This window comes from Acidovorax sp. CF316, assembly GCF_000276605.1.
GTDB lineage: Bacteria > Pseudomonadota > Gammaproteobacteria > Burkholderiales > Burkholderiaceae_C > Acidovorax.
The window spans coordinates 1-19,125 of record NZ_AKJX01000046.1 but is presented as its reverse complement, the minus strand read 5'-3'; the positions used below and the strand labels follow the sequence as shown (position 1 = coordinate 19,125).

The following is a 19,125-nucleotide window of genomic DNA, read 5'->3' as shown; positions in this document are numbered from 1 at the left end:
TTTCAGGCCGCCTGGTACAGCGTGACCACGCAGGCCCCGCCCAGCCCCAGGTTGTGCTGCAGCGCCGTGCGGGCACCTGCCGTTCCTGCGCACTGCCGCGCAACTGGTGCGTGAGCTCATAGCACTGTGCCAGGCCCGTGGCGCCGAGCGGGTGGCCCTTGGAAAGCAGCCCGCCCGAGGGGTTGGTGACCACCTTGCCGCCGTAGGTGTTGTCCCCAGCATCGATGAAGGCGGCCGCGCCGCCCGGTGGGCACAGGCCCAGGGCTTCGTAGCTGATGAGCTCGTTCTGCGCGAAGCAGTCGTGCAGTTCCACCACGTCGAGGTCTTCGGGGCCGATGCCGGCCTGCGCGTAGACCTGGTGCGCGGTCGCCTCGGTCATGCCGTAGCCCACCAGGCGCATCATGTCGTGGCGGTCGAAGGTGTCGGGCCGGTCCGTGGTCATGGCCTGGGCGGCGATGAACACATCGGTGCGCAGACCATGGCGCCTGGCAAAGGCTTGGGACACCAGCACCGCGGCCGCAGCGCCGCAGGTCGGCGGGCAAGCCATGAGCCGGGTGAGCACGCCGGGCCAGAGCATGGGCGCGTTCATCACGTCATCGACCGACAGCTCCTTGCGCAGCAGGGCCAGCGGGTTGCGCGCCGCATGCCGGCTGGCCTTGGCGCGGACCTGGGCAAAGGCTTCGAGCGGCGTGCCGTACTGGCGCATGTGGCTCTGCCCGGCCCCGCCGAAGTAACGCAGCGCCAGCGGCAGTTCGGGCATGCCGACCAAGACCTCGGCCTCGCGGTCGAAGTCCCCGAAGGGGCTGGGCCGGTCGTTGAACACGGTGCCTATGGCGCCCGGGTTCATCTGCTCGAAGCCCAGGGCCAGCACGCAGTCGGCCGCGCCGCTTTCCACCGCCTGGCGTGCCAGGAACAGTGCCGTGGAGCCGGTGGAGCAGTTGTTGTTGACGTTGAAGACCGGTATGCCCGTCATGCCCAGGCCGTAGACGGCCTTCTGGCCGCTGGTGGAGTCGCCGTAGACGTAGCCCACGTACGCCTGCTCGATCGCGCCGTAGTCGATGCCCGCGTCCGTGAGGGCCAGCCGCCCGGCCTGCGCGGCCATCACCGGGTAGGGTTCGCTGGCGCCGGGCTTGGCGAAGGGCACCATGCCCACACCCGCGATGAATGCCTTGTGTGACATGGATGGCTTTCTCAGCGCGCCAGCACGGTGGCGCGGATATCCTTCTTGAGCACCTTGCCCACCTTGGAGCGCGGCAGGTCGGGCCAGATCTCCACCTGCTTGGGCGCCTTCACGCTGCCGATGCGCGCCTTGGTGAAGGCGATCAGCTCCTCGGGCTGCACCGTGCGGCCCGGCCGCAACTGCAGCACGGCCACCACCCGCTCGCCCCATTTGTCGTCGGGCAGGCCGATGACGGCGCTGTCCTGCACGTCGGGGTGTTGCATCAGCGCCTGCTCGACCTCGACCGAGTAGACGTTGAAGCCGCCGGTGATGATCATGTCCTTGGCGCGGTCCACAATGAAAAGGTAGCCGTCGGCATCCACCCGGCCGATGTCGCCCGTGTGGTGCCAGCCGCCCTGCCCCGCCTCGGCCGTGGCCTCGGGGTTCTTGTAGTAGCCCATCATCACCAGCGAGCTGCGCACCACGATCTCGCCGGTCTCGCCGCGCGGCAACAGCCGGCCTTCGCCGTCCATGGTGGCCACCTGCACCAGCGGGCCCGGCCGGCCCGCGCTGGACAGGCGCTCACGCGCCACCGTGCCATCGGCGTGGAAATGCTCGCGCGGCGCCATCATGGAGATCATCATCGGCGCCTCGGTCTGGCCGAAGAGCTGGGCCATCACCGGGCCGATGGCCGTGAGCGCCTCTTCGAGCCGCGCCGCCGCGATCGGCGCCGCCCCGTACCAGAAGCACTGCAGCGAATCGAGCCGCGTGCTGGCCAGCTTTTCGTGCTGCAGCAGCATGTAGATCAGCGTGGGCGGCAGGAAGGTGTGCGTCACCCGGTGCCGTTCCACCAGCACCAGGAACTCGCCCAGGTCCGGCTTGGGCATGATGACCACGCGCCCGCCCAGGGCCATCACCGGCAGGCACAGCACGCCGGCCGCGTGGGTGAGCGGCGCCAGGGCCAGGTAGACCGGCCGGCCTTCGAAGGGGTAGCCCATCAGGGTGAGGGCGGACATGGTCTCCAGGTTGCGGCCCGAGAGCATCACGCCCTTGGGCTGGCCTGTGGTGCCACCGGTACCGGCGATCATGGCCAGGTCGTCCACGGGGGCGATGGCCACAGGCTCGTCGCCCACGCCCTGCACCCATTCTTCCCACGAAGGCGCCCAGCCCAGGACCGCGTCCAGGCAGACGAATTGGCGCACCTTGGGCAGCTGCGCGCGCATCTGATCCACCATGGGTGCATAGGCGCTGTGGAAGATGAGGCAGCTGCAGTCGAAGGCGTCGAGCACGAAACGGTTCTCGGACGCCTCGTTGCGCGGGTTCACCGGGCACCACACGGCGGCCGCGCGCGAGATGCCGAACACGCAGGCAAAGGCCAGGGCATCGTTGCTGGAGAGCACGGCCACCTTGTCGCCGGGCGCGATGCCCGAACGCTGCAGCGCCCTCGCCACCCGGTGGCTGGTGCGCTGCACCTCGCCATACGAGAGGTCGGCCGTGCCCATGGTCAGGCACGGCGCGTCCTCGCCCAGCATGGCCCCCTTGTCGAGGTAGTCGATCAGGCGCATGGGGGCGGCCTGATCAGTGCTGCACCGTGAGCACGGGCGGCTGCACCAGGCCGAAGCTGCGCAGCACGCCCAGTAGCTCGTGGTGGCCAAAGGCCTGGCAGCCCGAGGCAAAGCCGACGCGGCGCGGGGCCTGCTGCAGCAGGTGGGCCGCGGCATAGGCCTGCATCAACCCGGTCTGCTTGTAGTTGCAGTTGCCATAGATCACGCAGTGGGCGCGTGCCAGCGGACCCGACGCATGCACCGAATCCACCGACTTGTTGATGCGCGGGTTCTCACGCGGCGGCATGGAACCCATGACGGCAGCGGCCGTCTGCGCCAGGGCGGCGTAGCGGTCCTCCTCGTTCATGCCCTCGGTGGCCTTGAGCGCGGCGGCCACGATCTGCGGCACGCCCAGCATCAGCGGCTTGTTGAACACGCCGCCCAGCACCTTGACGTTGGCCACGCGCGGGTCCTTCTTGAACCACACGGGGTGCGAGGTGCCGCCCCAGGGCAGCGCCAGTGCTGCCTCGTGCTGACCGGGAATGGCCAGACTGTACAGCCCGGCATCGGGCTGCCACTCCACGTACTGGTTCTGCTCCAGGTAGTAGGCCTTGGACGTGGCGGCATTGACCAGGATGGTCTGGGTGGACGCCACCGTGGGGCTGCCGCCCCAGAACACCGCGATGTCCAGGGTATCGAGGCCCGGCGTCTCCAGGCACAACTGGGCGGCGATCTCGCCCGTGGTGTACATCTGCGCCAGGCCCGGCGACAGCAGCAGGCCGGCGGCTGCGAACTTCGGCCCGTACTCGGCCTCCAGCGTGATGAGCCAGTCCTGCTCGCCCGTGGTGTCGGTGTAGTGGCACTTCGTGGCCAGGCAGGCCTGCACCACCTCGTGGCCGAATTTGGCGAACGGGCCCACGGTGTTGAGCACCACACTGGCGCCGTCGAACAAGGCGCTGAGCGCTTCCACCGTGTGCGCCACTTCCACCACCTCGTAGCTGGCGGTTTCGATGCCGGGCACGTGCGAGCGCATCGCCTCGTCGAGCTTTTCCTTGCTGCGGCCGGCCGCGATGAAGGGGATGTTGTACTCGCGCAGGTACTCGCAAACCAGCCGGCCGGTGTAGCCGGAGGCGCCGTAGACCACGACGGGTTTCTTGCTGCTGCTGGGTTTGTTCATGGTGGGTCTCCTGTTTGTGCTGCTCACATGCCCATGCCGCCATCGACCGGCAGGCCCGCGCCGGTGATGAAGCGCGACGCGTCGGAGCACAGGAAGACCACGGCGTCGGCCATGTCGGCCACCTCGCCCAGGCGGCCCGCGGGCGTCTGCTCGATGATGGCGCCCACGGCTGCCTCGGGCGACGGGAACAGGCCGGCGGCCACCACGTCGGCGGCGAGCTTCATGCCCATTTCGGTGGGCACCAGGCCGGGGTAGATGCAGTTCACGCGCACGCCATAGCCGAGCTTGCCCGACTCCATCGCCGCCACGCGGGTGAGGCGGTCCACGGCCGACTTGGTGGCCGAGTAGCCGGCGATCGCCGGGAAGGCGATGGTCGCGGCCACCGAAGAGATGTTGACCACTGCCCCGCCCTTACCCGCGCCGCCGCCCGGGCGCATGGCGCGAAACGCGTGCTTGAGGCCCAGCGCCGTGCCGACGATGTTCACGTCGAGCATGCGGCGCAGCGATTCGGCCTCGATCTCGGACACCAGGGCCGTGACCTCGATACCGGCGTTGTTGATGAGGATGTCGAAGCCGCCCAGCGTATCGACCGTGGCCTGCACGGCAGTGGCCCAGTCGGCCTCCTGCGTCACGTCAAGCTTCACGAAGCCGGCCTTGGCACCGCCGGCCACGGGCAGCTTGCCCGCCGCCTCCTGGCCCAGCGACGTGAGCACGTCGCCAATCATCACCGAGGCCCCGGCGGCAGCGAGTGCCTGGGCCATGCCTTCACCGAGGCCGCGCGCGCCACCGGTGACCAGGGCCTTGCGGCCGGTCAAATCGAACTTCGCCATGTCTTGTCTCCTGGTATTGGGATCGTTGGCTCACCGCTTTCTGCGATGAACGGAATCGATTCTGGAAATGTGTTGGACAAGTGTCAAGACATTTTCTTGACACTTGTCATAAATTCAATCGACCGGCCCTGGTCCATGCATGAAAAGACATGGGCGCCCTGCCCGGCTCTGCCTACAATGGCGCGATGGAAAGAGCACCCCGCCGTGACAAATACGCCGAACGCCGCGCCGAGCTGGGCGAGGCCGCACTGCAGACGCTGGCCGAACTGGGCTATGCCCGCACCAGCCTGCGTGAGATCGCACAGAACTCTGCCTTCTCGCACGGCGTGCTGCACTACTACTTCACCGACAAGCTCGACCTCATCCTGTGCAGCGTGCGCCAGTACAAGGCGCGCTGCGTCACGCGCTACGACGATGTGACGAACAGCTCGACCACCTTCGCACAGCTGGTGGACGGCTTCGTCGATGTGCTGGGCGAAACGGTGCGCAGCGAAGCGCCCATGCACCGGCTGTGGTACGACATCCGCTCGCAGTCGCTGTTCGAGGACGCGCTGCGCGCCGATGTGGAGGCCATCGACAAGAGCCTGGCCAACATGGTCTGGCGCGTGCTCACGCGCATGTCCGAGCTGGCCGGCCTGCCCGTGCGCGCCCCCATCGACCTCACCTATGCCATGTTCGACGGCGTGTTCCAGCAGTGCCTGCTGCGCCACATGGCCGGTGATGCCAAGGCCATACCGGTCATGCAGGGCCATGTGCGCCTGCTGGTGGAGCAGTTGATCGGCAAGCCCGCCGAGGCTGCTGCACCCGCCAAGGCGCCGCGCAAGCGCAAGCTGGCGGAGCAGGCTGCATAGCCAGCGCCACCGTCCCTCTTGCACCAGGCCGTTCTGTTCTGCAGAACGGCTTTTTTGTTTCCGGTGGCGCTTGACCTGTCTGAAAAGTCTCTTCATACTTTCATTAGACAGATCAATGTTCTTTCTTATAGAACATTGCCAGCATCCAGGAGATTCCATGCCCCCAATACCCGATGTGCTGATCAGCGAGGTCGGCCCGCGCGACGGCCTGCAGTCCGTGAAGGCCACCATGCCCACGGCCGACAAGCTGCGCTGGATCGATGCGCTCCATGCCGCGGGCGTGCGCGAGATCGAGGTCGCCTCCTTCGTGCCCGCGCGGCTGCTGCCGCAGATGGCCGATGCGGCCGAGGTGGTGCGCCATGCCATCACCCTGCCCGGCCTCACGGTGATGGCGCTGGTGCCCAACCGCAAGGGGGCGCAGGCAGCGCTCGAGGCCGGGGTGCACAAGCTCACCATGCCCGTCTCCGCCAGCGCCGCGCATTCGCTGGCCAATGTGCGCAAGACGCGCGAGGAGATGGTCGAGGAGGTGCGCGCCATATCGGACCTGCGCCGCGACATCGCGCCCCACGTGAAGCTGGAGGCCGGCATTTCCACCGCCTTCGGCTGCACCCTGCAGGGCCTGGTGCCCGAGGACGAGGTGATCTGGCTGGCCGCGCAGTGCGTTGCGGCCGGGGCCGACGAGTCCGGCCTGTCGGACACCGTGGGCTATGCCAACCCGGCCCAGGTGCGCCGGTTGTTCAAGCGCCTGCGTGCCGAACTCGGCGACAAGGCCGGTGCCGCGCACATGCACAACACGCGCGGCCTGGGCCTGGCCAACTGCCTGGCGGCCTATGAAGAAGGCGTGCGCACCTTCGATGCCTCATTGGGCGGGCTGGGCGGTTGCCCGTATGCGCCGGGCGCCTCGGGCAATGTGGTCACCGAGGACCTGGTGTTCATGTTCGAGGCCAGCGGCATTTCCACCGGCATCGACCTGCAGCGGTTGATGGATGCGCGCGCGCCGCTGGTGGCCGGGCTGCCCGGAGAGCCGGTGTACGGCATGACGCCCGAGGCGGGTTTGCCCAAGGGCTTCGTACAAGGAGCCAGCCATGTCTGACGCAACGAACAACGACCAACCCCTGCCCTACGCCGGCATCCGCGTGGTGGAGTTCACCCACATGGTCATGGGCCCGACCTGCGGCATGGTGCTGGCCGACCTGGGGGCCGAGGTGATCAAGGTCGAGCCCATCGAGGGCGACAGCACGCGCCACCTGCTGGGTTCGGGCGCCGGGTTCTTTCCCACCTTCAACCGCAACAAGAAGAGCATCGCGCTCGACCTCAAGAAGCCCGAAGGCCTGCAGGCCGCGCTGCGCCTGATCGCCACGGCCGACATCGTGAGCGAGAACTTCAAGCCCGGCACCATGGCCAAGCTGGGGCTGGACTACGCCTCCCTCAAGAAGCTCAACCCGCGCCTGATCTACGTGAGCCACAAGGGATTTCTGCCCGGCCCCTACGAGCAGCGCACGGCCCTGGACGAGGTGGTGCAGATGATGGGCGGCCTGGCCTACATGACCGGGCGCCCGGGCGACCCGCTGCGTGCGGGCACCAGCGTCAACGACATCATGGGCGGCATGTTCGGTGCCATCGGCGCCATGGCGGCGCTGCGCCAGCGTGAGCTGAGCGGCGAGGGCTCGGAAGTGCAGGCTGCGCTGTTCGAGAACAACGTCTTCCTGGTGGCGCAGCACATGATGCAGTTCGCCAGCACCGGCAAGGCGGCCAACCCCATGCCCAGCCGCATCTCGGCCTGGGCCATCTACGACGTGTTCACGGTGAAGGATGGTGAGCAGATCTTCCTGGCCGCCGTGAGCGACAAGCAGTGGGCCATCTTCTGCGAGGCCCTGGGCCTGGCCGAGCTGCTGGCCGACCCGCGCCTCACAACCAACAACGACCGCGTGCAGGCGCGCGACTGGATGATGCCGCAGCTGCGCGCGCACCTGGCCAGCCGCAGCGCGGCGGAACTGGCGGCCATCTTCGAGGCCAACGAACTGCCGTTCGCGCCCATCACTAGGCCCGAGGAGCTGTTTGCCGACCGGCACCTCAACGAGAGCGGGGGCCTGGCGCCGATTCGCCTGAACAACGGCACCGAATCCAAGGTGCCGCTCTTGCCCCTGACCATCGGCGGCACGCGCCCCGGCGTGCGCCTGCAGCCGCCGGGTCCGGGCGAGCACACGGCAGCCTTGCTGCAGGAGCTGGGCTACACCGACGCCGAAGTGGCCGCCCTGCAGGTGCAGGGCGCCGTGGCGGGCGTGGCCTGAGCGCGGGTTCCAGGGCGGGTTTCAGGGCGCTGCGGCATCCACCCGGCGCACGCCATGGGCCACCAGGGCCCGGTACTCCGACGGGGTATGGCCCATGGCCCGGCCAAAGGACTTGCTGAAGTAGGCGGCATCCTCATACCCCAGCTGGCCTGCCACCTGCGCAATGGGCATCGGCGTGTACGCGAGCAGGCGGCGCGCCTCCAGCATCAGGCGCTCCTGCAGTATTTCCAGCGCGGATTTCTGCACCAGGTTGCGGCAGGTGCGGCTGAGGTGGTCGGCCGAGACCCGCAGGGCCTCGGAATAGAACGTGAGCGGCCGGTGCTCGGCGTAGTGCTGCTCCACCAGGGTCAGGTAGCGCTGGAGCAGCGTGTCACGCAGGCCCTTGGGCGCCTCGCGTTCGAACTGCTCGCCCCGTTCTCGGATGAAGCGCACGGCAATCAACGCCACCAGCGCCAGCAATGCCGGCACGCGCCCCACATCGCTGCGCTGGAACTCTCTGGATATCCGCGCGAACATCTCTGCAATGCCCACGCTGTCGTCTTCGGGAGAAATCACGAACGAGGATTTGAGGTGGGTCTGCACCAGCTCCGACTCCCCCAGCAACTGGGACAGCGTCGACGCAGGCAGCGTGACCTGGTGGCCCACGGCGTCCCGCGTGTAGGTGAAGCCATGCACCGCCCCGGGTGCCAGCATCAGCATCACCGGTGACTGGGCCTGGAACTCCCGCCCGTCGATGGAGCCGCGGATGCCGCCGCTTTCGATGAACTGGAACTGGTGCAAACCCTCATGCCGATGTGCCGGAATTGTCCAGTCCATCTCGGCAGCCCGCACCGCAATCTGCTCGTAGTGCAGACAATCATCCGGCTGATCGTGGCGGACTTCACGGTAGGGCACCCATAGCAATTGCGGCTTCTTCATGACGGACAGGCCTTTTCTGATGCCGGAAAAGTACAGGAAATGGGCCGAAACGTCCATCGCTCTCCAGCCGGCCCACGGGCACCATGGAGGTCCTTTCACTGATGACCGCGACCATGACCCGCCCCCTCCCCTCCGAGCAAGCGCCCATTGCGCACAAGCCACCGCCCCTGCGGCTGACAGGCGCCCAGGCCCTGGTGCGCGTGCTGAAGGCCGAAGGCGTGGACACGGTCTTCGGCATCGTGGGCGGCAAGCTCTCGCCCCTGTTCCATGCGCTGAGCCAGGAGCCGGGCATCCGCTTCATCGGCGTGCGGCATGAAGCGGCCGGACCCATGATGGCGGCCGCCGTGCATGCGGGCACGGGGCGCCTGGCAGTGGCCGTCGGCGAGTTGGGCCCCGGTGGCCTCAACCTGGCGTCGGGCCTGGGCGTCGCGTTCAACAACCACCTGCCCTTGCTGGCGATCACCACCAACCAGCACCGGGCGGCCTCCTATCCGCACCTGGGCGTCTTCATGGACCTGGACACACGGGCCGTCACCGCGCCGCTGACCAAATGGAATGCCGTCGTCAACGATGCACGCCGGGTGCCCGAACTGGCCCGTCGGGCCATCCGCGAGGCCCTGGGCGGCTGCCCCGGCCCGGTGCACCTGGACATTCCGCAGGACGTGCTCGGGGAAACGCAGGCCTTCGCCCCCGACGAGTTCGAGCTCACGCCCGATCGCTACCGCGCCACCCGGCACCCGCGCCCCCATGCCGACGCGGTGCGCGAGGCCGTCGCGCTGCTGCGCCAGGCCCAGCGCCCGCTGATCGTCGGCGGCGGCGGCGTGGTGGCATCGGGCGCCGTGGCCGAACTGCGCGAGCTGGCGCGGCGGCTGCGCGCCCCGCTGCTCCCGACCCAGATGGCCCTGGGCCTGGTGCCCAGCGACAGCCCCGGCTTCATCGGCCATGGCGGCATCATCGCCGGCGATCCGGTGCGGCACGCGTTTGCCCGCGCCGACGTGGTGCTCAGCGTGGGTTGCCGCTGGTCCTCCTGGATGTGGGACGAGAAAGGCGCACTGGCACGCCGGCACCACCGCGTGATCAACATCAACATCGACCCGAGTGCCCTCGGGCATTCGGTGGTCCATGAAGTGGCCATGCAGGCCGATGCGCTCGAAGCCCTGCGCGACCTGCTGGCGGCCACGCCCGCCGAACCCGACAGGGACTTGGCATGGCTGAACGAAATGCGCCAGGAGCGCCTGCGCTACGAACAGGCGCTGGCCGCGATGGCCGCCGAGACCACGCCCGTCATGCACCCCGCGGCACTGGCCAAGGCGATCGGCGAGGCCCTGCCCGCCGATGCCCTGGCCGTCTTCGACGGCGGGCACACGACCTTCTGGAGCAACGACCTCACGCCGGTCCACGGGGTGCGCACGCGTCTGCACGAGCCCGGCATGAGCCACCTGGGCTTCGGGCTCCCCGCGGCAATCGCGCTCAAGAGCCAGTTTCCCGACCAGCCCGTCGTCAACATCACCGGCGATGGTGCCTTCGGCTTCACGCTCAACGAGCTGGACACGGCCCGGCGCCATGGCCTGCCGGTGCTCACCATCGTCCACAACAACGCGTCCTGGGGCGTGATCCGCATGGGGCAGAAGATGGGACTGGGTTTCGAGATGGCCACCGGGCTGGAGGACACCGACTACGCCGCCATCGCGCGGGGCTTCGGCTGCCATGGCGAGACCGTCACCGAGGCGCAGCAGGTGGCCGGCGCGATGCAGCGCGCCTTGGTCAGCGGCCTGCCCGCCGTGCTCGACTGCCGCACCCGGTTCGTCCCCCATCCCGCGGTCGGGCAATTTGCCAGCATGAACAAATACAGCTTCGACTCCCTCTCCCGGACCGGATAGGCCACGAGGAAGCCAGCGCATTCCCGTACAAACCCAAAAAAGGAGACAAGCATGAAAAGAAGGCAGCTGCTTCACGCAGGCATGGCCCTGGGCGGCCTGGGCGCATTGCCGCAGGGGGCCCAGGCGCAATCCGGCGGATTTCTCAGTATCTGGTCCGGATTTCCGGCAGGCGGGCTGGGCGACCAGGTCACCCGCCCCCTGCTGGACCAGATGCGCGGGAAGTTTCCCCAGAACCTGGTCTACGACAGCAAGCCAGGGGCCGGCGGGCGCATTGCGGCGGAGCACGTCAAGCGCGCCGGCATGGATGGCAACCACATCCTCCAGTGCCCGAGCTCCAGCATGACGCTGCACCCCCATGTGTTCAAGAAACTGGGGTACGACACCCTCACGGACTTTGTTCCCATCGCCGGCCTGTGCTCTTACACCGCCGTCTTCACGGCGGGCCCCGGGCTGCCCGCCGAGGTGAAAAGCATCGCCGACTACACCCGCTGGGCCAAGGCCCACCCCACCGAAGCCAACTACGGTGTGCCCGCCATGGGCTCGACCCTGCACCTGGCGGGCGCCTTGTTCGGCAAGCAGGCCCAGATCGACATGCGTGCGATCTCCTACAAGGGAGGCGCGCCCCTGCTGACCGACCTGCTGGGCGGCCAGGTGCCGGTGGCGGTCAATGCGGTCAGCGAGGTGCTGCCGCACATCCGCAGCGGCAAGCTGCGCGCGCTCGCCGTGACGGCGCCCACCCGATGGCCGGCCCTGCCCGAGGTACCCACGTTGACGGAGCTGGGCTTCAAGGACATTGCCTTTGTCGACTGGCTGGCCTGGTATGGGGCCGCCGGATTCCCCGCCGACAAGCTCAGGCAGGTGAACGCGGCCGTCAACGAGGCCCTGGCCACCAGCCAGATGCAGGAAGTGTTCGCCAAGAACGGGCTGGAGGTCATGCGCGTGACCCCGCAGCGCCTGGCCACCAGCGTCAAGGAAGGCCATGCCTTCTGGGCCAAGGTGGTCAAGATCACAGGATTCACACCGGAGGACTGAAGCGATGCAGAAAATCAACCTGGCGCAGGCCAGCAAGATGCTGGAGGTGGCCCTGGCCAAGGCCTCCAGCGCCCACTACCCGCCCATGGGCATCGTGGTGCTCGACGAGGGCGGTCACCTGATCGCGTTTGCCCGGCAGGACGGCGCCAGCATGTTCCGCTTCGACATCGCCCAGGCCAAGGCCTGGGGCAGCGTCGGCATGGGCGCGTCGAGCCGCACCCTGGGAGAGCGCGCCAAGAACAACCCCAACTTCTTCGTGTCCCTGTCCTCGACCTCGGACGGGCGCTTTCTTCCGCAGACCGGCGCGGTGCTGGTCAGGGACGCGGCCGGCAACACCGTGGGGGCGGTCGGCGCCAGCGGGGGCACGGGGGACCAGGACGAGGAGATCTGCCTGGCGGGCGTGTTGGCCGCGGGCTTTTTCAGCGACCTGCCGGCTGCGTGAAGCGGCAGCGGGGCCTGGCCAGAAATGGCCCAGGCCCCTGCCCTGCCAGGCAAGGCTGCCTCAGTGCGCGAAGCGCAGCACCAGACTGCCTGCGGCCAGCGCCTTGCCCTGGAGCGCCTCCATCAACTGGGCCTTGGTGAGCCCTTCGGGCAGGGCGTCGGGGGCCAGCGAGGTTGCAATCAAGGTGAAGACGTAGTGCTGCGGCGCATTGCCCTTGCGCGGGCACGGGCCCAGGTAGGCCCTGTCGTTGAGCGTGTTGGCGCCCATGACGAACGCCGCCGGGCGCTGCGCGGCAGCCCCCTGGGGCAACCCGCGCAGGGTGGCGGCCATGCCATAGGCCGTCCAGTGGTTCACCCCCAATCCGGCCCGGCCCGCCTGGTCTTCCATCACGATGGCAAAGCTCCGGGTGCCCTCCGGCACGCCCGTCCAGGCCAGTGCGGGCGAGAGGTTCTCGCCCACGCAGTTGGGGTTGGCAGGATTGCGCCCCGCAAACGGGCGCTCCAGCAGGGCGTTGTCGCTGCGCCCCGGTGAGCTCAGGGCCAGGCCGGTGATGGCGGGCGCTGTCGCCGCGGGTGCCGGTGGCACCGCAGTCGGCGCGCCGGCGCAGCCCGCCAGCACCGCCAGGCCGGCAAGACGGGTCGCTGGAATCCACTTCATGGCTATCTCCTTCGGGTTGGACAGGATGCGAGGGCGGATCAGCGCTGCTGCCACTGCGTGAGCAACTGCGCCATTTCGGCAGCGCTGGACGCAGCGCCGTAGGTGTAGTGGTCGGGGCGCACGATGGCCGCGTGCACGCCGTGGCGCAGCATCCAGGAAGACACCACGCCCTGGGCTTCGGGTTCGGAACGCATGTCGATCGGCCGCAGCCCTGGCGGCACCTCGATCGGCAGGGCGCCGTCGGTGACCAGGCGCCAGCCACTGCCAAAGCGCTGGTCCATGAGTTCGCCGCTTTGCATCCGGGGCTGGGGAAAGAGCGTTCCGGCACCGGCCGTCGGCGCGACCAGGCCCGTGGTCAGGGCGGGGAGAATGTCCTGGCGCGGTGTGTCCTTCACCACCCCGCCGCACTCGGCCAGCAGCCGGGCATCGCGTTCGCGGGCCTTGTGCGGGTCGCGCTCGCAGATCACCTCGCCGACATGCTTGATGCGGCGTGTGAGCTCCATGACATGGGCCTTGCGCTCGCTGCCGTAGGTGCCGAGCAGGCGTTCGGCGGCTGCGCCGCACACCTCGCCCTTGGCCACCGACGCCAGCTTCCACGTGAGGTTGGCGACATCGCGCACGCCCTGGCACATGCCCTGCCCCAGAAACGGCGGCTGCATGTGGGCCGCGTCGCCCGCCAGGAACACGCGGCCCGCGCGCCAGTGCTGCGCCACCAGGGCATGGAACCGGTAGCTCGACTGGCGCCACAACTCCCCGTCCTGCGGGGTGATCCAGCGCGACAGCAGTTTCCACGTCTCCTCGGGGGTGGCCATATGCCGGGGGTCTTCCCCGGGCTGGAGGCTGATCTCCCAGCGGCGGTGGTTTCCCGGTCCGATGACATAGGTGCAGGGCCGTTCCGGCTCGCAGTACTGCACACTGGTCTTCGGAAGCCTGGCCAGCCCCTGGTCGTTGACCAGCACATCCACCACGAGCCATGGCTCGTCGAAGTCCAGGTCTTCCAGTTCGATGCCGAGCATGCCCCGCAACGCGCTGGCGCCGCCATCGGCAGCGATGGCCCAGCGTGCCCGCACGGTCTCGCCGCCGATGGTGAGCGACACGCCATCGGCATCCTGCGAGAGCGCGGTGCACTCGGCGTTCTCCTGCACGGTGACGTTGCCCAGGCGGGCCACGAGTGCACGCAGCGCGCGCTCGACCGGCGGCTGGGTGAAAACGATGGAGGGGGTGTAGCCCTGGGGGTACGGGGGCGCCACCATGGTCATGCGGCGGATCAGCTGGCCGTCTGCCCCGAAGTACTCCGACGGCGTGAAGGGCTCGCAAAAGCGCTGCACCTCGTCCACGACGCCCAGGCGCTGGAATACCCGCATGATTTCGTGGTCCAGCGCAATGGCGCGCGGGATCTCGTAGACGCCCTGGCGGCGGTCGCACACGTGGACCTTCAGGCCGGCCTGGCCGAGCAGCCCGGCCGCAACCGCACCCGCCGGACCAAAGCCGACGATGGCAACGTCGTACATGGCTCAGGCCTCCGCGACGATGGGGTTGCTCAGGAGCCCGATCTTCTCGATCTCGATCTCGATGGTGTCGCCCGCCTTCATCCAGACCGCTGGTGTGCGCGCCTGGCCCACGCCAGCCGGGGTGCCCATGATGATCGCGTCGCCGGGCTCCAGGGTCAGGCACTGCGAAAGCAGGTGGATGGTCTCCGCCACCCCCCAGATCATGTCGGAGGTGTTCGCATCCTGCATGACCTGCCCATTGAGCCGGCTCTGTATGCGCAGGCCGGTGGCCCCTGGCGCCAGTTCGTCGGCCGTCACCAGCACCGGCCCGAAGCCGCCGGTGCCATCGAAGTTCTTGCCGATCGTCCATTGGGGCGTGCGCTTCTGGAAGTCGCGCACCGACATGTCGTTGAAGCAGCTGTAGCCAAAGACGTACTGCAGCGCCTCGTCCTGGGGCACATGCCGCGGCACCTTGCGGCCGATCACCACGGCGAGCTCGGCCTCGTAGTCGAACTTCGTGGACACCCGGGGCAACAGCCCCGGCTGGGCATGCCCGATCAGCGAGCTCTTGCCCCGGTAGAAGAACCAGGGGTACTCCGGCTTCTCGCGGCCGCCTTCCTTGGCGTGGTCGAAATAGTTCAGCCCCAGGCAGATGGTCTTGCCCGGCTCGGGCAGCAGCGGCGCAAAGGCCAGGTCCTTCACTGCCAGGCGCGGCGCGTCCGACTGCAGCGCGGCGCGGCCCATGGCCGCCAGGTCATGGCCGGCTTCGAGCTCGGCACGCAGATCGGCGGCCAGGTCCACGGCCGTATCGCCGTCCACGACCGCCAGGCGGGGTTGGCCGTTGTGCAGGTAGGTGGTGAATCGCATGGGGAGAATCCTCAGAGGGTGGGAACAAAGAAAACGGTGCGCTGGGCCTCTTTGAGGCGCGCGCTGGGTGGCTGGGAAATGCCCCACTGGTCCACGCGGCCGGGGGGCCAGGTCCAGTCGGCGGGGGTGCCGGGGCGGTAGCTGTCATCGATCTGCTCGACTTCGGCCGTGTATTCGATGACCAGGCCGAAGGGATCGATGAAGTAGTTGAATGCGTTGTCCCCCGGGCCATGGCGCCCGGGGCCCCATTCGGTGCCATGCCCCGCATCCTTCATGCGCCCCGCGCCCCGCATTACGGCATCCAGCGTCGGCATGACGAAGGCGATGTGGTTGAGCGCGTCGTTGTCGGAGTCGCCCAGCGCCAGGGTGTGGTGGTCCGCATCGCAGTTCATGAAAGCCATGATCCGGGTGCGGTCGGCGAGCACGAAGCCCAGCGCCTGCTCCAGGAAGGCCTGCGTGGCGGCCACGTCGTGGCTGTTCAGGACCGCATGCGCCAGGCGCTGGGGCTGGTCTGGGGGGGCCGGCTCGGTGGGTGCGTTCTGCATGTCGCCATGCACCACCTCGAAGCGGCGGCCGTCGGCATCCCGCACCACGATGCGGGTTCCACCTGCAGGGTCTGTGGCGGGTCCCACGTCCTGCTCCACCCGCCCGCCCGCAGCAAGTGCCGCCTGCGCAATGGCGGCAAGTGCCTGGGCGGTGCGCGCGCGCAGGGTGACATGGCGCAGCTGCGGTGTTCCGGGGCGCTCGTGCAGTGCCAGCAGGTGGTGGTCTGCGCCGCTGCCGCGCAGGTAGAGGGCGCCGTCGCCGCGCGCCGCGACCTGGAGCTGCCATACCTGGGTGTAGAAGCGCTCGGCCGCCGCGAGATCGGGCACGATCAGGGACACGCTGCGCAGCGATTGGATCCAGGGGGATTTCATGGGAGTTCCTTGGAAGAAGTGGGTGATCGGCCCAGGAAGCGCCGGGCATTTTCGAAGGCCAGCGCATCGCAGGTTGCGGCCGACAGCCCGGCCTCGTGCAGCCGCGCCAGCGGCCGGCGCTCGTGGAAGTTGAAGGGGTAGTCCGTGCCGAGCATCAGCGCCTGCTCGCCAAAGCAATCGATCAGGTAGCGCAGGGCGGGCGCATCGAACACCAGCGTGTCGAAGTACAGCCGCCGGGCCTGCTCCTGCGGCGATTGCGCCATGCCCTGCGCCAGGGCCGGAAACACCTGCCAACCTTGCTGCAGGCGCGGCAGCAGCATCGGCAAGGTGCCGCCGCCATGGCTGAAGGCCATGCGCAGCGCGGGCAGCCGCTGCAGCAGCCCGCCGGTGATTACCGATGCGGCCGCCAGACCGACGTCGGTCGGGTAGGCCAGCACCTGCTGCAGCGCGGCCGGGCCCACCAGCCGCTCCATGCCCGCGGGCTTGAGGGCGTGCACAAACACGGGAACATCAAGCTCCACGCACGCCGCAAAGAAGGGCTCGAAGCGTGGGTCGCCGATGGCCGTGCCATTGACATTGCTGCCCACCTCCACGCCGACCAGTCCCAGCGAGCGCACGGCATACGCCAGTTCGGCAATCGCCGCACCGATGTCCTGCAGCGGCACCGCCGCCAGGCCCAGCATCCGGCCCGCGCTTTCGGCACACAGCGCCGCCGTGGTTTCATTGAGGAAGCGGATCAGGGGCTGCGCATCGGCGAGTTCCAGCCAGTAGCTCAGGAGCTCGGGCATGGGCGACACCACCTGCGTGGCGATGCCCATGTCCGGCAGGTCGGCCAGGCGCCGGGGCGCCGACCAGCACTTCTCGCTCACCGTGCGGTAGTGCTTGCCCTGCACCAGCACATGCCGATGGCACAGGCCCTGGGCGTCGGGTGCGTGCGCGGTGGTGGGCCACGGCGCGGGCAGCGTCTTGCCCAGGTAGGCGGGAAAGGCCTCGGGCACGACATGCGCGTGCACGTCGATCCCGCAGGCGCAGGGGTTCAGCCAGGCCACGCATTCACTCCGGCAGGATGCCGAGGTTCTTGACCAGCGTGGACCATCGCTCGCGCTCGGACCGCATGAAGGACTCGGCCTCCGGCACGGACATGCCGGGCTCCACGATAGAGCCGAGCGCCTGCATGCGCTGCGCGACCTCGGGCGCCCGCAGCACCGTCTCCAGGTCGCGGTTGACCCGGGCCACCAGTTCGGGGGGCGTCCCCGTGGGCGCAAAAAGGCCGTTCCAGCCGGTGTATTCGAACCCCGGAAAGCTCTCGGCCAGGGCCGGCACCTGGGGAAGGTCCGGCAGGCGCCGGGGCGTGCTCACCGCCAGCGGCCTGACCTGCCCGGCCTTCACATAGCTGCTCAAGGCCGCATCGGGAAGGCACACCAGCTGCACCCTCCCTGCCAGCACGTCCTGCATGGCGTCGGACGATTTCGTGTACGGAATGTGGTTGAACTTCACGCCCGCCAGGTGGGCCACCGCGTCGGCCAGCATGCCCGAGAAGGTGCGCCCGCCCTCGGTGGCGATGGTCAGCACGCCGGGCTGTGCTCTGGCGTCGGCCAGCACCTCGGCCAGGCCCTTGCCCGGGAGGGCAGTACCGGCCGCCAGCACGAAGGGGCTGCGGCCGATCAGGCGCACAGGAACGAAGTCCTTGGCCGGGTCATAGGGCAGTGACCTGAAGGTCAGCGGGTTGGTCACCATCGCCGCGGTGGTGGCGTAGTAGAAGGTGTAGCCGTCCGGTGCCGAGCGCGCCGCCGCCTGCGCCCCGATGACGTTCTGCCCGCCGGGGCGGTTGTCCACCACCACCGGCCGCCCCCAGACCCTTGCAAGCTGCTCGCCCACGTACCGGGCCAGGATGTCCGGGCCCGCTCCGGCGGCTTGCGACAGGATCCAGCGCACCGGGCGCTGGGGCCAGGCGGATGCCTGCGCGCGCAGGCCCGGGGTGGGGGTACTGGTGGCCAGGGCGGCAACCGCCCCTAGAACATCGCGCCGCAGCATGCTTGTCTCCTGGTCTTGTGGGTATGGGCTGATCCTAGGCAGAGTGGAAAAATTTGAACAGCCGATACAGTGGATACATAAAATCCATGCCATGGATATTCGTTCTATCGACCTGAACCTGCTCGTGGTCTTCGACACCATGGCCCGGACCCGCAGCGTGAGCCGCGCCGCCGAAGCCCTCGGACTGAGCCAGCCGGCCACCAGTGCCGCCCTGGCCCGGTTGCGGCAGATGTTCGACGACACCCTGTTCGTGCGCACCGGCGCCGGCATGGAGCCCACGCCGCGCGCCCAGGAGATCGCGCCCCTGGTGCGCCAGGTGGTGGAAACCATCAGCAGCGAGATCCTGCAGCGCGCCGGCTTCGACCCCTCCCGTGCGCAGCGGGGGTTCACCGTGCTCACGCCGGATATCGGGGAGGTCACCTTTCTGCCGGGGGTGCTCAGGCACCTGCGCCAGGAGGCGCCGCAGGTGCGCCTGTACGCCATGGCCAAACCCAAGGCGGCGGCGGCCCAGGCGCTGGAGTCGGGCGAGGCGGATCTGGCGATCGGCTTCTTCCCGGACCTGCAGAAGGCCGGCTTCTACCAGCAGCTGCTGTTCAAGACCTCGTATGCCTGCATCACCTGCACGCACAACGCCGCGATCGGCGACCGCCCCACGCTGCGCCAGTTCCTGGGCGCCAAGCATGTGGTGGTCCGGCCCGACGGGCGCGAGCACCAGATTGACAGCTTCCTGTCGGACAAGGGGCACCAGCGCCAGGTGATGCTGGAACTGTCGCATTTCATGAGCCTGCTGGCCCTGCTGCCCGGCTCGGACCTGGTGGCCACGGTGCCACAGGACATCGCCGATGCTGTGGCCCGGCATGTGCAGATCCGCCGCATCGCCCTGCCCTTTCGCCCTCCGCAGATCCAGGTGCAGCAGTACTGGCATCGCCGCCAGCACGAAGCCCCGGCCAATCGCTGGCTGCGCCAGGTGTTCTACCGCGTGAATCGCCGCGACATGCCCGCCGACGCGGCCCCGTGACGGCCGGCCGCCGCCGCC

At 68.7% G+C, this 19,125-nt stretch carries 17 protein-coding genes and 1 pseudogene; 7 read left to right on the top strand and 11 right to left on the bottom strand.

Annotation, left to right across the window (positions count from 1 at the left end):
- Positions 1-2 precede the first annotated feature (2 nt).
- From PMI14_RS05470 to PMI14_RS05455, 4 genes and pseudogenes are all read right to left on the bottom strand, one after another.
- A pseudogene (locus PMI14_RS05470) lies at positions 3-1,180 on the bottom strand (lipid-transfer protein).
- A gap of 11 nt (positions 1,181-1,191) precedes the next feature.
- A complete protein-coding gene (locus PMI14_RS05465) occupies positions 1,192-2,724 on the bottom strand; it encodes an AMP-binding protein (protein WP_007850886.1) in 1,533 nt (510 codons plus the stop codon).
- 13 nt (positions 2,725-2,737) lie between these two features.
- Positions 2,738-3,880 carry a DUF5938 domain-containing protein gene (locus PMI14_RS05460; protein ID WP_007850884.1) on the bottom strand — a complete coding sequence of 381 codons (1,143 nt, stop codon included), beginning with the start codon at positions 3,878-3,880 and terminating at the stop codon, positions 2,738-2,740.
- A gap of 23 nt (positions 3,881-3,903) precedes the next feature.
- Entirely contained in the window at positions 3,904-4,710 is an 807-nt protein-coding gene (locus PMI14_RS05455) for an SDR family NAD(P)-dependent oxidoreductase (RefSeq protein WP_007850881.1), read from the bottom strand.
- Between the two features lie 185 nt (positions 4,711-4,895).
- On the opposite strand from PMI14_RS05455, the gene PMI14_RS05450 reads away from it, so the two are divergent.
- The 3 genes from PMI14_RS05450 (at position 4,896) to PMI14_RS05440 (ending at position 7,852) form a co-directional block, all read left to right on the top strand.
- Positions 4,896-5,561, top strand: a complete 666-nt coding sequence (locus PMI14_RS05450; protein WP_108016464.1) for a TetR/AcrR family transcriptional regulator — start codon at positions 4,896-4,898, stop codon at positions 5,559-5,561.
- Positions 5,562-5,718: 157 nt separating this feature from the next.
- Positions 5,719-6,654 (top strand): hydroxymethylglutaryl-CoA lyase, encoded by a 936-nt coding sequence (locus PMI14_RS05445; RefSeq protein ID WP_007850868.1) that lies wholly within the window; start codon positions 5,719-5,721, stop codon positions 6,652-6,654.
- The gene (locus PMI14_RS05440; RefSeq protein WP_007850865.1) at positions 6,647-7,852 is read left to right on the top strand and encodes a CaiB/BaiF CoA-transferase family protein; all 1,206 of its coding nucleotides are present in this window, start codon (positions 6,647-6,649) and stop codon (positions 7,850-7,852) included. The genes PMI14_RS05445 and PMI14_RS05440 overlap by 8 nt, the downstream gene beginning before the upstream one ends.
- Before the next feature lie 21 nt (positions 7,853-7,873).
- Here the strand turns inward: PMI14_RS05440 and PMI14_RS05435 are convergent, their stop codons facing one another.
- Positions 7,874-8,827, bottom strand: coding sequence for a helix-turn-helix domain-containing protein (locus PMI14_RS05435; protein WP_007850864.1), 954 nt, complete (start codon positions 8,825-8,827; stop codon positions 7,874-7,876).
- Between the two features lie 56 nt (positions 8,828-8,883).
- On the opposite strand from PMI14_RS05435, the gene PMI14_RS05430 reads away from it, so the two are divergent.
- Genes PMI14_RS05430 through PMI14_RS05420 form a run of 3 tightly spaced genes read left to right on the top strand, consistent with a single transcriptional unit; the run spans position 8,884 to position 12,124 of the window.
- On the top strand, positions 8,884-10,650 hold the full coding sequence (locus PMI14_RS05430; protein WP_108016463.1) for a thiamine pyrophosphate-binding protein: 1,767 nt from the start codon (positions 8,884-8,886) through the stop codon (positions 10,648-10,650).
- Positions 10,651-10,701: 51 nt separating this feature from the next.
- Positions 10,702-11,682, top strand: a complete 981-nt coding sequence (locus PMI14_RS05425) for a tripartite tricarboxylate transporter substrate-binding protein (RefSeq protein WP_007850861.1) — start codon at positions 10,702-10,704, stop codon at positions 11,680-11,682.
- 4 nt (positions 11,683-11,686) lie between these two features.
- Complete coding sequence (locus PMI14_RS05420; RefSeq protein ID WP_007850860.1) at positions 11,687-12,124, top strand: heme-binding protein; 438 nt, start codon at positions 11,687-11,689, stop codon at positions 12,122-12,124.
- A 60-nt stretch (positions 12,125-12,184) separates the two neighbouring features.
- Here the strand turns inward: PMI14_RS05420 and PMI14_RS05415 are convergent, their stop codons facing one another.
- The 6 genes from PMI14_RS05415 to PMI14_RS05390 are packed head-to-tail and all read right to left on the bottom strand — an operon-like array spanning position 12,185 to position 18,089.
- Positions 12,185-12,781 (bottom strand): YbhB/YbcL family Raf kinase inhibitor-like protein, encoded by a 597-nt coding sequence (locus PMI14_RS05415; RefSeq protein WP_007850859.1) that lies wholly within the window; start codon positions 12,779-12,781, stop codon positions 12,185-12,187.
- 38 nt (positions 12,782-12,819) lie between these two features.
- Entirely contained in the window at positions 12,820-14,292 is a 1,473-nt protein-coding gene (locus PMI14_RS05410; RefSeq protein ID WP_007850858.1) for a bifunctional 3-(3-hydroxy-phenyl)propionate/3-hydroxycinnamic acid hydroxylase, read from the bottom strand.
- Positions 14,293-14,295: 3 nt separating this feature from the next.
- Positions 14,296-15,138, bottom strand: a complete 843-nt coding sequence (locus PMI14_RS05405; RefSeq protein ID WP_007850857.1) for a fumarylacetoacetate hydrolase family protein — start codon at positions 15,136-15,138, stop codon at positions 14,296-14,298.
- 11 nt (positions 15,139-15,149) lie between these two features.
- Positions 15,150-16,055: a VOC family protein gene (locus PMI14_RS05400; protein ID WP_007850856.1), complete on the bottom strand. Its 906-nt coding sequence runs from the start codon at positions 16,053-16,055 to the stop codon at positions 15,150-15,152.
- The gene (locus PMI14_RS05395; RefSeq protein ID WP_007850855.1) at positions 16,052-17,104 is read right to left on the bottom strand and encodes an amidohydrolase family protein; all 1,053 of its coding nucleotides are present in this window, start codon (positions 17,102-17,104) and stop codon (positions 16,052-16,054) included. The genes PMI14_RS05400 and PMI14_RS05395 overlap by 4 nt, the downstream gene beginning before the upstream one ends.
- Before the next feature lie 4 nt (positions 17,105-17,108).
- A complete protein-coding gene (locus PMI14_RS05390; protein WP_007850854.1) occupies positions 17,109-18,089 on the bottom strand; it encodes a tripartite tricarboxylate transporter substrate binding protein in 981 nt (326 codons plus the stop codon).
- Between the two features lie 91 nt (positions 18,090-18,180).
- Between PMI14_RS05390 and PMI14_RS05385 the strand changes: the two genes are divergently transcribed.
- Complete coding sequence (locus tag PMI14_RS05385; protein ID WP_007850853.1) at positions 18,181-19,107, top strand: LysR family transcriptional regulator; 927 nt, start codon at positions 18,181-18,183, stop codon at positions 19,105-19,107.
- Positions 19,108-19,125 lie beyond the last annotated feature (18 nt).

Bases quoted from the DNA above. Each gene is read 5' to 3' on its own strand.
- PMI14_RS05465 (WP_007850886.1), bottom strand. From the start codon at position 2,724: ATGCGCCTGATCGACTACCTCGACAAGGGGGCCATGCTGGGCGAGGAC.
- PMI14_RS05460 (WP_007850884.1), bottom strand. From the start codon at position 3,880: ATGAACAAACCCAGCAGCAGCAAGAAACCCGTCGTGGTCTACGGCGCC.
- PMI14_RS05455 (WP_007850881.1), bottom strand. From the start codon at position 4,710: ATGGCGAAGTTCGATTTGACCGGCCGCAAGGCCCTGGTCACCGGTGGC.
- PMI14_RS05450 (WP_108016464.1), top strand. From the start codon at position 4,896: ATGGAAAGAGCACCCCGCCGTGACAAATACGCCGAACGCCGCGCCGAG.
- PMI14_RS05445 (WP_007850868.1), top strand. From the start codon at position 5,719: ATGCCCCCAATACCCGATGTGCTGATCAGCGAGGTCGGCCCGCGCGAC.
- PMI14_RS05440 (WP_007850865.1), top strand. From the start codon at position 6,647: ATGTCTGACGCAACGAACAACGACCAACCCCTGCCCTACGCCGGCATC.
- PMI14_RS05435 (WP_007850864.1), bottom strand. From the start codon at position 8,827: ATGGACGTTTCGGCCCATTTCCTGTACTTTTCCGGCATCAGAAAAGGC.
- PMI14_RS05430 (WP_108016463.1), top strand. From the start codon at position 8,884: ATGACCCGCCCCCTCCCCTCCGAGCAAGCGCCCATTGCGCACAAGCCA.
- PMI14_RS05425 (WP_007850861.1), top strand. From the start codon at position 10,702: ATGAAAAGAAGGCAGCTGCTTCACGCAGGCATGGCCCTGGGCGGCCTG.
- PMI14_RS05420 (WP_007850860.1), top strand. From the start codon at position 11,687: ATGCAGAAAATCAACCTGGCGCAGGCCAGCAAGATGCTGGAGGTGGCC.
- PMI14_RS05415 (WP_007850859.1), bottom strand. From the start codon at position 12,781: ATGAAGTGGATTCCAGCGACCCGTCTTGCCGGCCTGGCGGTGCTGGCG.
- PMI14_RS05410 (WP_007850858.1), bottom strand. From the start codon at position 14,292: ATGTACGACGTTGCCATCGTCGGCTTTGGTCCGGCGGGTGCGGTTGCG.
- PMI14_RS05405 (WP_007850857.1), bottom strand. From the start codon at position 15,138: ATGCGATTCACCACCTACCTGCACAACGGCCAACCCCGCCTGGCGGTC.
- PMI14_RS05400 (WP_007850856.1), bottom strand. From the start codon at position 16,055: ATGAAATCCCCCTGGATCCAATCGCTGCGCAGCGTGTCCCTGATCGTG.
- PMI14_RS05390 (WP_007850854.1), bottom strand. From the start codon at position 18,089: ATGCTGCGGCGCGATGTTCTAGGGGCGGTTGCCGCCCTGGCCACCAGT.
- PMI14_RS05385 (WP_007850853.1), top strand. From the start codon at position 18,181: ATGGATATTCGTTCTATCGACCTGAACCTGCTCGTGGTCTTCGACACC.